The following is a 14,129-nucleotide window of genomic DNA, read 5'->3' on the forward strand; positions in this document are numbered from 1 at the left end:
AAATTGAGCAAGATGAGTTTAGGAGTTACGCAGTTAGCAAATATTTAGGATATTTTAAATAGGTCCTAACGGCTTCTCTAACGATTCTCAATTTAGCTTCAAACCAAGTAATGCCTTTTCGAAAACAAAATCTTTCTATTCTTAAAAAAGCTCTTAAAGAAAGAAGAATGTGATTTTTTTGCGCTTTTCCAGTCCTAGCTTGACAGCGTTCAACCCCACAAAATTGTTTAATCCCTCTGTGATATTCTTTAATTTTCCAAGCTTTTTCTGAACAACTTAAGCGCTGTAACTCGCTCATGTTGAGGTTATTTGTTGCCCAGTACTTAATCCTTTTTTAGAAACTATCTTAAATATTTTAATCCATCCATAAGCTTTTAAATGGGCTAAAGAACGCTTTCTTTTATTTCCACTTCACGAATAGGTCTGTTCACCTTGATTATCTGGATTTAATGAACGAGTTGGGGTTAATTTCGTCATCCATAACCATTCTAGATTTCTTACCTGTTTCAAATTTTCCAAACTAGCATACCAGGAATCAAATAACACATATTCAGGAGAAAAGCTTCTTTCTTTAGTCTTTAATATCATCTTGCGAAAATGATCGTTCTTGGTTAAACCTATTTTTGTCTTATCATAAATACAATAATCAAGCGGTATAAGACTCTCTTTTTCTGTCCGAATAAGACTTTTCAAGGTTGATTCCTTTATACTACTTTTCCCGACCATTAATAAGACACTAAATCCATTTTACTTGCGTATGGTTTATCTAGGGATGAATCATCAATCACCAAAGCATCCTTATACTTTATATTAACAAATTGAGAAGATTCTTGCCATAAAGATTCTGATGAGGGTTCCAGTCTATGCAGTATTCTCAAAATGGTGTCATGTGAAACCTTTTCATTCGGTTGCACTCGTTCTGCCTCTGTACAGCTATATGCCTTTTTCGTTGCAATTAAAAAATTGATGTAATCTTCTTCTTTGTATTTAGCTGGGTTCATATTAAATACATTGGAGTCTTTTTAGAATTTATTCAACTGCGTAACTCTTAAATGGATTGGAAAATTGAGACAAAATGAGTTTTGTATTTATTGGTTTCTGTTATCAATTTTGTAATTTTTTGCTTATAAGCTACTAAACTCTTTATATTTGTTTCTAGCAGGGCAATTTTTTCTTCAGGTAACTTCTTTAAATCATTTAGAATAAACCTGTGTTGATTTGTAATTTGCAATTGCTCAGCATTTATAAAGTCATGAATGGTTTTTTGAACCCTAGAAATATCTTGAATATTTTTTTCTATTTTTGTTAATTCCTCAAAAAAATTCTTGGAAAGAATGTTAATTTTTTGTTGAAAAGTTTTTTCTTTGTGTTTCTTATTGAACGATTTTAGAGAAGTTAATAGAGTTTTTCCTTTATAATAGATCACAAGAGTAGCAGTCGTTCCAGCAAGGATAGCTAGGGTTTTTTTCGGATGGGTTTTGACTGTTTGATAAAAAAGATGGGTAATTTTAATTAATTGAGAATATGCCCTTTTCCCAAATGTGGAAATCTGTCTGTCTACCCACTCTAATTTGGATAAGGTAACAGGTTTTATATGAGTTTCTATGGGAAGATGATTGATTGGTTGCGTTGACATAAATCTCCTGAAATTCTTAAAAGTTGTAAAAAAAAATAATAAAATATTTTTTAATATAGATTATATAAATATTTTTTATTTTTTTGTAAATTTTTAAATTTGAAAAAATGTAAATGAGTCACTTCTTTGAAAAATGCGCTGGGATCGAATTGCATAATTATGGCATCTTTAAGGATCAAACTTGAGATGAGATGAGTTTATGCAAGAATCTATACAAAATGTGATTAAAAGAATTCAAAATCGTTTGGCACATATGTGGAGGTATCTTTGACCTAGAAGAAAAAGAAAAGAAAATCGCTCTTCTAGAAAAAAAAATGGAAGATCCAGATTTTTGGGATGATCAAAATCTAGCGCAAAAAATTATTTCTGAAATTCATGATTTAAAAACTTGGATGGTTCCTGCTTGGCAAGTAAAACAGCGTTTCGAAAATGTGTATGAGCTGATCAATGAGGTGGATCCAGAAGCCGAACCAGAATTTTTTTACGAGTTAGAGCAAGAACTTAAAGAAGTTGATAAACAACTCTCTGATTTAGAAATTCGTAAAATGCTATCTGGAGAGCTAGATAAAAAAAATTGTTTTTTAACAATCAACGCTGGAGCAGGAGGTACAGAATCTTGCGATTGGGTAAGTATGCTCTCCCGCATGTATCAACGTTGGGCGAGTAAAAGAGGTTGGAAAACAGAAATTTTCGATTTTGTAGATGGGGATGTTGCTGGATTAAAGAGCATTACTATTCGGCTTACCGGTTCATTTGCTTATGGTTATGCTAAGGCAGAACGTGGTGTTCATCGACTAGTACGTATTTCTCCTTTTGATAGTAATGCACGTCGTCATACCAGTTTTGCTTCTGTCGATATTACTCCTGAGATTGATGAGAAAATCGAAGTTGAGATCAAGGAAGATCAACTACAGATAGAGACTTATCGCGCTTCAGGAGCAGGGGGACAACATGTAAATAAAACCGATTCCGCAGTGCGTATGCGATATGCAGGGATTACAGTGAGTTGTCAAAAAGAGAGAAGCCAAGTGCAAAACCGCGAAACGTGTTTAAAGATGCTTAAGGCTAAATTATATGAAAAAGAATATTTAGAAAGAAAAGCAAAATTAGAACAGATTTCAGGAGAAAAAAAAGAAATTGGTTTTGGGAGTCAAATCCGTAATTACATATTTCAACCTTATACTTTGGTAAAAGATACTCGTACAAAGTATGAAGTGGGCAATGTGCAAGCTGTGCTCGATGGAGAGATAGATGGCTTTATTAATGCATATCTTCAAGAATTTGGTTAATCGATGGCAGAAATGGAAGAAGAATTAGATGTTAGATATACTCATATTACAGATGAGGCCTATTTGCGTGGTTGGCTCAGGAACCCTAAATTGCAACATTTCCTTCCTGTTAGTAGTGAACAAGAAGTACATAACACATTGCAGTGTTGGTTAGGGTTTTGTCGTTATAGCGCAAGTCTTACCGCTACACTTAATGGAACACCTTGTGGAATAGCTACTTTATTTTTAATGCCTTATCAAAAGGTTTCTCACCACTGTTTATTTAAAATTATCGTGGATCCTATTCATCAAAATAAAGGAGTAGGTAATAGTTTATTAAAAAACGTCATACATTTAGCAAAAGTGTATTTTAAATTAGAAGAGATTTATACAGAAGTAGTGGAAGATAATCCTTTGATTCATCTACTCCATAAATACGATTTTTATCAATTTGCTGACCAAAAAGACTACGTTAAAGAAAACGATCAATACTATGCACGCCTTTTATTTGGAATCTCATTGATATGAACAGGCAAAAAAAAACCCTTTCTAATCTGAGCTTTCGTTTAACGGATCGCTCGGATGCTCCCTATTTAACCAAATGGCTCTCTGACCCTGAGGTCTTACATTGGTTCCCGATGCTTACGCAGCCAGAAGTGGCCGATGCTATCAGGATTTGGATTGAGCACTCTCGTTTTGGCTCAGGGATAACTGTAGAGCATAATAACGTGCCTTGTGGAATGGCAATTCTTTATATACAAGCTTATGAAAAGCTAAAGCATACCTGTGTTTTTTCTATTATTATACAAAAAGATAAAAGGGGATGTGGTATAGGGCAATTGTTAATGGAAAAATTAATGGAGCTAGCGGAAGAGAAATTTAAAATTAATATTTTGCATCTAGAGGTCTACGAAGGTAATCCTGCCCGCAAAATGTATGCAAAATTGGGGTTTGTAGAATTTGGACGTCAAGAAAGATTTATTAAGGAAAAAAATACATATCTTGCTAAAGTTTTTATGCAAAAAAGATTGATCTAAAGGAGAATTATGGCAGGGCATAGCAAGTGGGCAAATATAAAATATCGTAAGGGAAAGGCAGACGTTATTAAAGGAAAGCTTTTTTCTCGTTTAACCAAAGAGATCATCAGCGCTGTAAAACAAGGTGGAGCTGATCCTAAAGCAAATACCAAACTGCGAATGGTTTTACACAAAGCACGTAGTGCCAACCTGCCTAATGAGAATATTGAGCGCAATATTAAGAAAGCTACAAGTGCTGCCCAAACGGACTATATTGAAATATCTTATGAATTATATGGATATGCAGGTGTAGGCATTATTGTAGAAATTATGACCGATAATAAAAATCGAAGTGCTTCTGAAATGAGAATTGCCACCAATAAAAAAGGAGGCAGTATTGCAAATCCAGGCTCTGTAGCTTTTAATTTTGAGCGTAAAGGAATTATTCAGGGCAAAAAAAATGCCACTGAAGAAGAGCTCTTTAACCTTGTGATAGAATCAGGAGCGGAAGATTTCGATCAAGAAGAAGGCTTTTGCATCATTACAACAGCCTCTGATCAATTATTTCAAGTAAGAGAGAGCTTGGAAAACCAAGGATTTATCTGCGAAGAAGCACAGCTTCAAATGGTTCCTAAAACATATATAGAATGCAATTCGGAAAACCAAAGGTTAAATCTTGATTTGATCGAATACCTAGAAGCAATAGATGATGTAGACGCTGTTTATCACAACATGAAGTTATCTTAGAAGTCAATTGTAATAGTAGCGGTTAAACCATGAAGCTTTAAGCCATACATAGTGGTATTTCTAGAGGCAACAAAGAATGTGTTGTAATCCCACCAGAACTGCATTTCATAACCAGCTGAAACCCCTAAGTAGTATTGTTTGCAGAAACAAGAGCCCCAGTCTAACCCTATAAAGCATTCTACTAGAGGTTTTAGAGTGTGATAACGGGCGTGTTTGCTGCCTCCTCCCAAAGCTAAACTACCATTCGAAAGAAACTCATCGGTGTTATTTGTCGTTTTAATATTATTCCAAAGAACTGATCCAGCAATGTTGGCTAGGATAGCAAAATTAGAATACCCTAAATCCCATCTGCCCTGCGCCCCGAATCTAAGCCCTATACCTTGATTTCTATTTTTTAGAGATACATTAGCTGAATTAAAAAATGAGTTATTGACTCCTAGATAAGATGTGTTCAATCTAGATGTTACCCAAGCTCCTTTTAATCCTGCATAAGGGCGGATTGCAAGATTACGTCCAAGAAACAAACGTCTACCTAATTCTAAATCAACAGTATCGAAATGTAAGCTCCAACGTGAATTGACAGAATTAGATCCTACTATACCAGATCCTGCAAAAGGTGCTAATAAAGAAGCATTTAAAGTTTGACTTGTAGCACTCCAAGAAGAATGCGGTTGGGTGTGTAAACGGGTCCAGTTAGCAAAAATATCCCAATAGTCATAAGATAGGTTATATCCGAGTCCTAGCTTAAATCCGCTTTCGTATTTATAATCAATTTGTTTAATTGTTTCTTTAATTTGAAGGGGGCCTTTTTGTTGTATATTGGAAGTAACACTTAAATCTTCAATAGAACTACGCCAGTATAAATAAGCTGCTTCTAAATAAGGTCCAGTTGTCTTTATACAGCCTCTGGCAGAAGAAGTAACATCTATACAATGATCAAAGCTTTTTACTTTTTTTTTATCACAGCAAGCAGGTTCACAAAAATCGGTGTATATAGGTCCTTTATGAGAAGGCTTTTTTCTAAAACTACTTGGTTCTGCACAGAGAAAAACATCTTGAGGAGCTTTTTTATTAAATAGAGATAGACCTTTGTTATCCCATTTATTTAAAAAATCTGAGACAGAAAAACTAGATTCATGTGTTTTGCATCCTAAAAGATAGACTAAAGCAACTACGCTTAATCCTAAACCGAATATTGAATTAGTATGGTATTTCATAATTTTCTCAAATGTTTAAACTTAATTTTACAAGTAAAATAAATAAATTATTTTGTAAATACTTTTATTGAAATTATGAGTTTAATTTTTTTTTAGATTGTATTGTTTAGTAATTTAACTAGCTTATTTTTAGAATTTTATTAAATATAAATTAATGAGATTTAGTTATTTTAAAACTTTTTTATGAGGAAAATACTTTTTTAATAAAATAGGTAAAAGCGCAAGAAGCGCTAAAACAAGTAAGCTTAATTTAATTTGTATATTAAAAATGGCTGCAAAAGAGAAGTCGGTTTCATTTCTAAAAAAAGTAGAAAGGCCTCCTCCTGCCTGTGCAAGAACAATGATTAGAGGCAAGACCCCCACACAAGTTGTCCAAATAAAAGTATAGGTATTTACTCGAAAAACAGCAGAAAGTAGATTAATCAGCCAAAAAGGTAGGATATGGCTAAAGCGCAAGAAAAGCAGGTAGCTGATTTCATAGCGATAAAAAGACTCTCTTAAATGGATGAAATAGGCCTTTTTTCTATGGGAAAAAAATTGAAAAAATGCAGTGCGCATAATAAAAAAAAATATAATAGCTCCTAACGTTTCAGAAAAGCAAGTATAGGCGATTGCCAATGGCAGCGGGAATAAAAAGCCAGCAATCAGCGTTAATAAGGTGGAGGCTGGAATAATCAGTATTACTGAGATTGTATGGATCAAAATGAAACAAAACCCGGATAGAATGGGATAGTCCTGTACATATTGCTCCCAGATGACATGTTGGGATTTGATGAGGTTAAAATCCAATGCCTTGTATTTTCCTGTTAAGAAAAAATATAGGACAAAGGACAAAATGAGTAAAATAGGCAAAAAAGGCAGCCATTTTCTAATCACTAAAAACCTTTAATTAATAGATGTAAGTTGGCCTAAAGCTTGTACATCTTCTTTACAAGTAAGCTCATAGCAAAAGTTTTTATCATCATCCATAACCCCTTCTAATAAAATAGCCAATCTACGAGAGTTCTTTCGAGAAATCAACTTTTCAGCAGCTATACAAAAGTTGCTATAAGATAGAGCTTTTAGGCTATCTATTTGCTTATTTATCCATGCAAAATCTTGATAATAAAAAGCTAATTTAGCGGTTTCTATTGCTTTATTAAGCATATTTTCTGGTCTCATAGCAAGAGAGGTAATTAAGCTGGCACGGATCTTTTCAAAGCGTTCTAATGAGATTTCCATAAGCAGATTTTTACCAAAATCTTCTAAAAACAACTCAAAACGCGCTAGTAAATCAGTGGGCGTGTGTGTACTAGATTGCACTGCAAAATATTGCAGAAGCTGTTTTTCTTTTTCATCATCCCAGGCTTTAGCTATGTAAGCTGTTTGTTGTTTAGTGCGCAATGTTTCAAAAAACGCGCTTTTTAAGGCTTGGCCTAGGATTTGTTGAGTAGCCCATGACTCAAAACTAAATGATCCTTCTTGTAAAAGCAGTAAAGCAGCTGCTCCTTGTCTATTTGTTTCGAAAACAAGCTTATAAGGCCCATGTAGATCGGACAAAAGAAGAACTTTAGCCTTAGCTTGGCTCTGAAGAGAATAGGGGTTTGCTGCTAAAATTATCTGTAGCTCTCTACAAAGCTCTGTTGCTAATCCTTGGTTGAGGTTTCCGTATAAAAGAGCTTGCATATAAAGGCATTGGCTAAATTTTTCTGAAAAATCACATAAATCTTTTAAACTAGTTTTTTGTAAAGAGAGTAGCTTTTGCTGACTAGTGGGTTGATCAAAAATAACCCCGCTCATTTGCTCTAAAGCTTGATGCAAAGGGAGTTCTTTAGAAGCATTTTCATAATTAGCAGCTAAGGAGCTAGTATAAATTTGGAATTTTTCTTGCGAGCAAACAACATGTTTAAGTGCTTGAAAAATTTTCTTAGTGAGTAGAGGTGTTTTTTCACTAAGTCCTTGAATGTAGAGAATAACTTCTAAAGGTTTTAGTTTTAGTTCTACTTGGATCCCTGCATCTTTAGCAAAGGAGAGATCATCAGCAAGTAGATCCTGGAAAGCATAAGACCATAAATCAGTTAGTACTCGAGCCTTTGGAGTTTGGTCTAAAAGAGGCGACTTGAGTTGAAAAGTAAATACGGTTTCTGGAGTGCGATAATAGTTATCTGACAAAAAGTATACTTTAGACCCTTCATCTTGATGAATCAAAGTCGGAATTTCTTGCAAAGGTGTATTTTGCAGAGTTAATTGAGTAGGTAAGTAAGGATTTTGCCCTGGTAGGTTAATTTCAGGATGAACTTCGAGTTTTTGCCAGGCTTGTAGTTTCTTTTGATCGATTGGAATCACTGTGTATTCTGCTTGCATCCACTTTTCTTTTCGGTCGGGGACCACTCCTACTTTGTTCGGATCTGCGATGACAAAGTAGGTGCATTCGGAGGGTTTTAGTGTATGTAAGAAATTAAGAATTCCTTGAGGAGCAAATACAGTCGGAATCTTTGTTTTAATCGGATAAGAGCTAAGATCCTCATAAAGTATATCAGAGGCTATTTCCGAAGCCATTTCAAAGGCATCTTTCCTGGATTGATATTGATAATCTACAGTGGCCATGGTTTTAAATTCTTGAAATAAATATTCGGGTAATTTTTCTGCCCTTAAGCGCTCAAGAGCTGTAAATATATACGATATAGCGCTGTCGATTTGTAAAAGACCAGAATCGGTTAAAGAAACATCGATACAAAAAAGCAAGCTATCTTTGCTGAAACGATCACAGCTAACATGGAAATTTTCCGCAATATTTTCCTTCTTTAATTTAGCAAATAAGCTTCCCTCTACCTCTTTATTGAGAATATAAGCGATAAATTCCGGGGCTTTTTCTTCTATATTAGTAGCAAATGCACTTGGAACCTCCCAGCATAAAGAAAGAGTTTTTAAATTTTTAACCGGTTTAATAAAAATCATGCTTCCTTTTTGCTGCTCGGAGAATAGAGAACTTGGAAGGTTTTTTTTCTGATGAGGTGCATTAGTAATAGGCGAAAATTTTGTAACCACTAAATCTCTCATTTCAGCAATAGGTAAAGGAGAGATCATGACCAAATACATACAATTTGCATTGTAATGATTTGCGTACCAATTTTTTAAATCAGATTGAGAAATTTCACAAAGAGTATCCTTATTCCCCGTAGAAAATTTGCAATTTGGATGATCTGGGTTTCCCGTCTCTTTTAAGATCATATGCTGGCGCCATCCATCATGCTCTATATTCTTAGCGTGTTCATTATCAACGGCATTAAGTTCTCTTTGTCTACAGCTTGTGGAGAATAAAGGATCGATAAAAAAATGAGAGAGACGATCAATTGCTTGTGGATAAGCATCATTATGAATGGAAAACATGTAAACCGTTCGATCTGGGGCTGTATAGGCATTTACCTTGCCTCCATGATCTTTAATAAATTGCATGTATTCAGACTCATCTGGATAAGCTTCTGTTCCCATAAATAACATGTGCTCTATAAAATGTGCCATACCTGGATGATCATCATCCCAAGAACCAGATCCCACACAAAGACCTGCGCTGGATTGAGGGGTTTCTTTATCGGAAATAAGAAGAACTTTACATCCATTTTCTAGAATGAGTTTTTCGGTTTCTCTTTTAGCAAGAGAAGAAGTAAGGATAGGGACTTTGTGTTGATCCTGAATAATCGTATAAGAAGGAGCGGGTTGATCTACTGCATATAAAGGAGCACTCAAGCAAATTAAAGGTAAAAAATATTTCATGATCCAACCCTTATCTTAAAAATGTTATGGCTTGCATTCTGATTTAAAATCCTTTTTTTGTCGAGAAAACGTCAGAAAAGAGGATTCTCAAGTTAATTCTTTTAATTTCTATCTTTGTAATAAACTCTGTACAGGACAATTTTTTTCTACCCTGCTCAAAACATATCTACAATGCATTTCATTTCTTCGTAAGAGCTTCATGTATTCTAAAAGCTCTTTTAATCTATCTATAGTTATTTAAATCGACATTGATAAAACAGCTTGATCTAAGGCTTCGGATAAATTAGCTACAGTAGGTAAAAGTTCTCGGATTTTCGTTTTCATATTGGCCCAATATTTTTCGATAGGATTTAAGTCCGGTGAATAAGGCGGGAGAAAGAGCATTTCGTATCCACTTTCCTCTATCAATGTTCTAGTTGTCTTTGATTTATGAAAGCTCGCGTTATCGAGAATCAAAACTTGGCCATGAGTCAAATTTGGAATCAATTCCTGTTTTAGCCATACATTAAATAGATCCGTATTGCAAGTTCCTTCAAAACACATCGGTGCCAGCAATTTCTTCCCTTGTAGTGCCGAAATTACACTCTGTCTACCAAATCGTTTTCCTGAAATTCCTCCAAATATTTGTTTTCCCCTCGCGCTCCTCGCATATTGCCTATGCACATATTGACTGATTCCGCTCTGATCCAAATAGACCCTTTTTTCAGGAGAAATTGCTTCTATCTTTTTTAGATATTCCGCTCTTGCTTCCGCATTCCTTTCCTTATAAAACGCAATCTTTTTTTTCTTGTGATCTTGAGTCTTTTCAAAGCGTAAAAGATTGCTTGCAAAGTCAAACCAAAATGCTTTGCAATCTCTGATAAAAAATGATCGGGGTTTTTTTCTATAGTTATTTAAAATATTATTGATAAAGTTGTATATTTTTCTCCAACAAAATATATGGAGGTAGAGAAATGCCTAAACCTTATTCAATGGATCTAAGAAAACGAGTGCTTCAATACCTAGAAGAAAATAACGACAAAATGAAGGCCAGCCAGCTATTTCAAGTTGGGATTGCAACTGTCTACCGATGGGTAAAGCGTAAGAAACAAAGAGGAAACGTAGAACCTCTAAAAAAGAAAAGCACTTATAAGAAAATTGATGATCAGAGATTAATCGCTTATGTAGAAAAAAACCCCGATCATTTTTTATCAGAGATTGCAAAGCATTTTGGTTTGACTTTGCAAGCAATCTTTTACGCTTTGAAAAGACTCAAGATCACAAGAAAAAAAAGATTGCGTTTTATAAGGAAAGGAATGCGGAAGCAAGAGCGGAATATCTAAAAAAGATAGAAGCAATTTCTCCTGAAAAAAGGGTCTATTTGGATCAGAGCGGAATCAGTCAATATGTGCATAGGCAATATGCGAGGAGCGCGAGGGGAAAACAAATATTTGGAGGAATTTCAGGAAAACGATTTGGTAGACAGAGTGTAATTTCGGCACTACAAGGGAAGAAATTGCTGGCACCGATGTGTTTTGAAGGAACTTGCAATACGGATCTATTAATGTATGGCTAAAACAGGAATTGATTCCAAATTTGACTCATGGCCAAGTTTTGATTCTCGATAACGCGAGCTTTCATAAATCAAAGACAACTAGAACATTGATAGAGGAAAGTGGATACGAAATGCTCTTTCTCCCGCCTTATTCACCGGACTTAAATCCTATCGAAAAATATTGGGCCAATATGAAAACGAAAATCCGAGAACTTTTACCTACTGTAGCTAATTTATCCGAAGCCTTAGATCAAGCTGTTTTATCAATGTCAATTTAAATAACTATACATAAGCGATTAATCTCTGATCATCAATTTTCTTATAAGTGCTTTTCTTTTTTAGAGGTTCTACGTTTCCTCTTTGTTTCTTACGCTTTACCCATCGGTAGACAGTTGCAATCCCAACTTGAAATAGCTGGCTGGCCTTCATTTTGTCGTTATTTTCTTCTAGGTATTGAAGCACTCGTTTTCTTAGATCCATTGAATAAGGTTTAGGCATTTCTCTACCTCCATATATTTTGTTGGAGAAAAATATACAACTTTATCAATAATATTTTAAATAACTATAAAGGATGAGATAAGCACCTCTTTAGTCTTTCAAATCCAACCCTAAAAATACTTTTCCTTAAGCGTCCATGAGTTTCTTTCCGAATAGGCTCTTATGACTACCTAAGTTTCTATTATTTGTGATTGCACTATTTATAGAATATTGTGTAAAAAGGACTTAATTTTAATATCTGGTAAGTTAAGCAAAAACATCAAAATAAAGATTAATATTTTAATAAATTCAATTAATACATTTATACAGCAAGCTCTTACAATTCATTTAAAAATTGTTCAGTCAATAGGTTGGATTGCGTTAACTATTTCAACTCTTCCTTTTCTTATAATAAGTCGCAAACCCTTTGATTTTTTTACAAAAAAAACAGTAGAAGTTTGGAGTCAAAACACAACAGAAACCACAAATAAAGTGAATAAAGTCAATCCAAATATAAATTTATCTAAAAGCTCATTTGAAACCATTTTAAAGACATGGGTAGAAACAGCTCCAAGAGGCGAAGATCGAATCACAGCTCAGGAAAAAATTCGAGACTTTCTTGGATTATCAGGATTTCAAAGATGTCTCCATTTATTCCTAAAAAAAGAAACTTTAGATTTAAAAAATCTACATTTAACCTCATTGCCTGACATTTTTAATAACCCTTGTTTTAATCAGTTAAAATATCTGAGCCTTGAGCATAATCAACTTACAGCCCTCCCTGAATCCTTTGGGAACCTACAAGCGTTGACCCAGCTGCACCTTAGCAGTAACCAACTTACAGCCCTACCTGAATCCTTTGGGAATCTACAAGCGTTGACCAATCTGTACCTTAAAAAAAACCAACTTGCAACCTTACCTGAATCCTTTGGGAATCTACAAGCGTTGACCGATCTGATTCTTTGCAAGAACCAACTTACAGCCCTCCCTGAATCCTTTGGGAATCTACAAGCGTTGAACAAGCTGGACCTTAGCAGTAACAAACTTACAACCTTACCTAAATCCTTTGGGAAGCTACAAGCGTTGACCTTGTTAGACCTTAAACGCACTGCAACTTTATCTGGAATTCCTATGAGCATACTAGATCTTTCTTCTCACTGTACCATTAATCTAGCAGAATGTAATTTATCCATGGCTTTTCTAGAAAAATTAAGAGATATAACTCAGGATTCTAATTACTCAGGTCCTCGGATATACTAGTGCCGATTCAAACGGCTAGCTTAATGGGATTTAAGTCAACGACTTGAAACTTGTCGTTTATCCTACATTTCAAAATATCTGTTATTTTCGGTATCTCTTCTAAGAAGAATCCTCTAATTGCCTGAAAAAAAGTCACCGACGTTTCGTAATATCGATTGTATACCTTCTTTTCCTTTAAGATCTTCCACAAGCGTTCAATAGGATTCAAATTCGGCGAATAAGGAGGGAGATAGTGCACTTTAATCCTAGAAGACATCAGAAACTCTTCTAGTTTCTTATTTTTGTTTGATCTTGCATTATCCAAAATTACATGAATAATTCGAGCCTCTGTCTGTTTTTCTAGCTTCTTGAAAAAATCGAGCATTGCATCGGCATCAACTGTCTTATATTCCTCTGTAAAAATCTTCATTCCTGTCAGGCAAAGAGCTCCAGCAAAATGCAATCGCAATTGTTTCCCGGATGTCTGCAAAGTCTTTTGAACGCCTTTTTTGATCCATCCACATACGGCTTGGGACTGATGTTCAGGATGCACAGCATCTATGAAATAGATCTCTTCATCAGGGTTTAAGGTCTCCTTTAAAGCCCTATATTGTTCTATGAAAATTCGTTGTTTTTCAGGAGCTAATTTCCCAGGAATCTTTTTAGGACGTTTATAAACAAATCCGTGCTGTATGAGCCAATCTGTCATGCCACTTCGGGAATATTTTATCCCATATTGCTCATGCACATAAGCTATGATCCCTTTGACTTTAAGATAGGTCTTTTCATGTAGGTGTTTTAGTAGAGACTCTTTTTGGTCTTGTGAAAGTTTTGATTTGCTACCGCCTCGAGGGCTACTTCCAGTTTTATTTTCGGAATCATATTCTCTGAGGTATTTCTGAACAGTGATAGGGCTTATCCGGAGTGTTTTAGCAAGATTTTTTGTTGAGATACCCTCATCATAGCCCAAAATTACACAAAGCCTATTCCGTTCAGAATAGTCTTTTGGATGCTTTAACTTGTGTTCTAAGTCAGCTCTCTGGCTAGGGATCAGTTTTTTCATACTCAATAGCTTAACACAAAACAAAATATTTTTCTATACGATTGAATCGGAACCACTATATACCCTTCATATTCAAATTAAAAGTGTTCTAGACAGAACTTGAGTTGACAGACAGCACTTCACTGACAGTGTCAACTTGGTGTATACTAGTTTAATTTCAAATTAAGGATTATATCTTG

Annotated in this window: 14 protein-coding genes and 2 pseudogenes; 7 read left to right on the forward strand and 9 right to left on the reverse strand. The window is 34.9% G+C overall.

Features of this window, described 5'->3' with window-relative positions:
* Positions 1-25: 25 nt before the first annotated feature.
* Both RHABOEDO_RS11695 and RHABOEDO_RS03240 read right to left on the reverse strand, forming a co-directional pair.
* A pseudogene (locus RHABOEDO_RS11695) lies at positions 26-1,001 on the reverse strand (IS701 family transposase).
* A 47-nt stretch (positions 1,002-1,048) separates the two neighbouring features.
* Positions 1,049-1,636: a hypothetical protein gene (locus RHABOEDO_RS03240; RefSeq protein ID WP_215216757.1), complete on the reverse strand. Its 588-nt coding sequence runs from the start codon at positions 1,634-1,636 to the stop codon at positions 1,049-1,051.
* Positions 1,637-1,835: 199 nt separating this feature from the next.
* Here RHABOEDO_RS03240 and prfB point away from each other — a divergent pair.
* The 4 genes from prfB to RHABOEDO_RS03260 all read left to right on the forward strand — a co-directional run bounded on the left by prfB (position 1,836) and on the right by RHABOEDO_RS03260 (position 4,667).
* Positions 1,836-2,925 (forward strand): peptide chain release factor 2 gene (gene prfB, locus RHABOEDO_RS03245; RefSeq protein ID WP_215216756.1). Its coding sequence is split into 2 segments (ribosomal slippage): positions 1,836-1,904 and positions 1,906-2,925, totalling 1,089 coding nucleotides; the frame shifts between segments, so codons are not numbered across the junction.
* 90 nt (positions 2,926-3,015) lie between these two features.
* Positions 3,016-3,432 carry a GNAT family N-acetyltransferase gene (locus RHABOEDO_RS03250; protein WP_220017760.1) on the forward strand — a complete coding sequence of 139 codons (417 nt, stop codon included), beginning with the start codon at positions 3,016-3,018 and terminating at the stop codon, positions 3,430-3,432.
* Positions 3,429-3,941, forward strand: a complete 513-nt coding sequence (locus RHABOEDO_RS03255; protein ID WP_215216754.1) for a GNAT family N-acetyltransferase — start codon at positions 3,429-3,431, stop codon at positions 3,939-3,941. The genes RHABOEDO_RS03250 and RHABOEDO_RS03255 overlap by 4 nt, the downstream gene beginning before the upstream one ends.
* Positions 3,942-3,950: 9 nt before the next feature.
* Entirely contained in the window at positions 3,951-4,667 is a 717-nt protein-coding gene (locus RHABOEDO_RS03260) for a YebC/PmpR family DNA-binding transcriptional regulator (protein ID WP_215216753.1), read from the forward strand.
* Here the strand turns inward: RHABOEDO_RS03260 and RHABOEDO_RS03265 are convergent.
* From RHABOEDO_RS03265 to RHABOEDO_RS10710, 5 genes are all read right to left on the reverse strand, one after another.
* On the reverse strand, positions 4,664-5,884 hold the full coding sequence (locus RHABOEDO_RS03265) for an Lpg1974 family pore-forming outer membrane protein (RefSeq protein ID WP_215216752.1): 1,221 nt from the start codon (positions 5,882-5,884) through the stop codon (positions 4,664-4,666). The genes RHABOEDO_RS03260 and RHABOEDO_RS03265 overlap by 4 nt on opposite strands.
* Before the next feature lie 165 nt (positions 5,885-6,049).
* Positions 6,050-6,673 (reverse strand): TVP38/TMEM64 family protein, encoded by a 624-nt coding sequence (locus RHABOEDO_RS03270; RefSeq protein ID WP_220017761.1) that lies wholly within the window; start codon positions 6,671-6,673, stop codon positions 6,050-6,052.
* A 96-nt stretch (positions 6,674-6,769) separates the two neighbouring features.
* A complete protein-coding gene (locus RHABOEDO_RS03275; protein ID WP_215216750.1) occupies positions 6,770-9,637 on the reverse strand; it encodes an insulinase family protein in 2,868 nt (955 codons plus the stop codon).
* A gap of 237 nt (positions 9,638-9,874) precedes the next feature.
* The gene (locus RHABOEDO_RS03280; protein WP_320412789.1) at positions 9,875-10,414 is read right to left on the reverse strand and encodes an IS630 family transposase; all 540 of its coding nucleotides are present in this window, start codon (positions 10,412-10,414) and stop codon (positions 9,875-9,877) included.
* Entirely contained in the window at positions 10,366-10,530 is a 165-nt protein-coding gene (locus RHABOEDO_RS10710) for an IS630 transposase-related protein (protein ID WP_320412793.1), read from the reverse strand. The genes RHABOEDO_RS03280 and RHABOEDO_RS10710 overlap by 49 nt, the downstream gene beginning before the upstream one ends.
* Positions 10,531-10,590: 60 nt before the next feature.
* Between RHABOEDO_RS10710 and RHABOEDO_RS03285 the strand changes: the two genes are divergently transcribed.
* Positions 10,591-10,959: an IS630 transposase-related protein gene (locus tag RHABOEDO_RS03285; RefSeq protein WP_215216866.1), complete on the forward strand. Its 369-nt coding sequence runs from the start codon at positions 10,591-10,593 to the stop codon at positions 10,957-10,959.
* A 65-nt stretch (positions 10,960-11,024) separates the two neighbouring features.
* A pseudogene (locus RHABOEDO_RS03295) lies at positions 11,025-11,449 on the forward strand (IS630 family transposase).
* A gap of 4 nt (positions 11,450-11,453) precedes the next feature.
* Here the strand turns inward: RHABOEDO_RS03295 and RHABOEDO_RS03300 are convergent.
* Complete coding sequence (locus tag RHABOEDO_RS03300; RefSeq protein ID WP_220017764.1) at positions 11,454-11,669, reverse strand: IS630 transposase-related protein; 216 nt, start codon at positions 11,667-11,669, stop codon at positions 11,454-11,456.
* A 471-nt stretch (positions 11,670-12,140) separates the two neighbouring features.
* Here RHABOEDO_RS03300 and RHABOEDO_RS03305 point away from each other — a divergent pair, with 471 nt between their 5' ends.
* Positions 12,141-12,908 carry a leucine-rich repeat domain-containing protein gene (locus tag RHABOEDO_RS03305; RefSeq protein ID WP_220017765.1) on the forward strand — a complete coding sequence of 256 codons (768 nt, stop codon included), beginning with the start codon at positions 12,141-12,143 and terminating at the stop codon, positions 12,906-12,908.
* A 7-nt stretch (positions 12,909-12,915) separates the two neighbouring features.
* Here the strand turns inward: RHABOEDO_RS03305 and RHABOEDO_RS03310 are convergent, their stop codons facing one another.
* The gene (locus RHABOEDO_RS03310) at positions 12,916-13,950 is read right to left on the reverse strand and encodes an IS630 family transposase (RefSeq protein WP_220017632.1); all 1,035 of its coding nucleotides are present in this window, start codon (positions 13,948-13,950) and stop codon (positions 12,916-12,918) included.
* Positions 13,951-14,129 lie beyond the last annotated feature (179 nt).

The organism is Candidatus Rhabdochlamydia oedothoracis, assembly GCF_019453995.1.
GTDB classification, from domain to species: Bacteria; Chlamydiota; Chlamydiia; order Chlamydiales; family Rhabdochlamydiaceae; genus Rhabdochlamydia; species Rhabdochlamydia oedothoracis.

Coding starts and splice junctions, on each gene's coding strand:
- RHABOEDO_RS03240 (WP_215216757.1), bottom strand. CDS start 1,636: ATGTCAACGCAACCAATCAATCATCTTCCCATAGAAACTCATATAAAA.
- RHABOEDO_RS03255 (WP_215216754.1), top strand. CDS start 3,429: ATGAACAGGCAAAAAAAAACCCTTTCTAATCTGAGCTTTCGTTTAACG.
- RHABOEDO_RS03260 (WP_215216753.1), top strand. CDS start 3,951: ATGGCAGGGCATAGCAAGTGGGCAAATATAAAATATCGTAAGGGAAAG.
- RHABOEDO_RS03265 (WP_215216752.1), bottom strand. CDS start 5,884: ATGAAATACCATACTAATTCAATATTCGGTTTAGGATTAAGCGTAGTT.
- RHABOEDO_RS03275 (WP_215216750.1), bottom strand. CDS start 9,637: ATGAAATATTTTTTACCTTTAATTTGCTTGAGTGCTCCTTTATATGCA.
- RHABOEDO_RS03285 (WP_215216866.1), top strand. CDS start 10,591: ATGCCTAAACCTTATTCAATGGATCTAAGAAAACGAGTGCTTCAATAC.
- RHABOEDO_RS03300 (WP_220017764.1), bottom strand. CDS start 11,669: ATGCCTAAACCTTATTCAATGGATCTAAGAAAACGAGTGCTTCAATAC.
- RHABOEDO_RS03310 (WP_220017632.1), bottom strand. CDS start 13,950: ATGAAAAAACTGATCCCTAGCCAGAGAGCTGACTTAGAACACAAGTTA.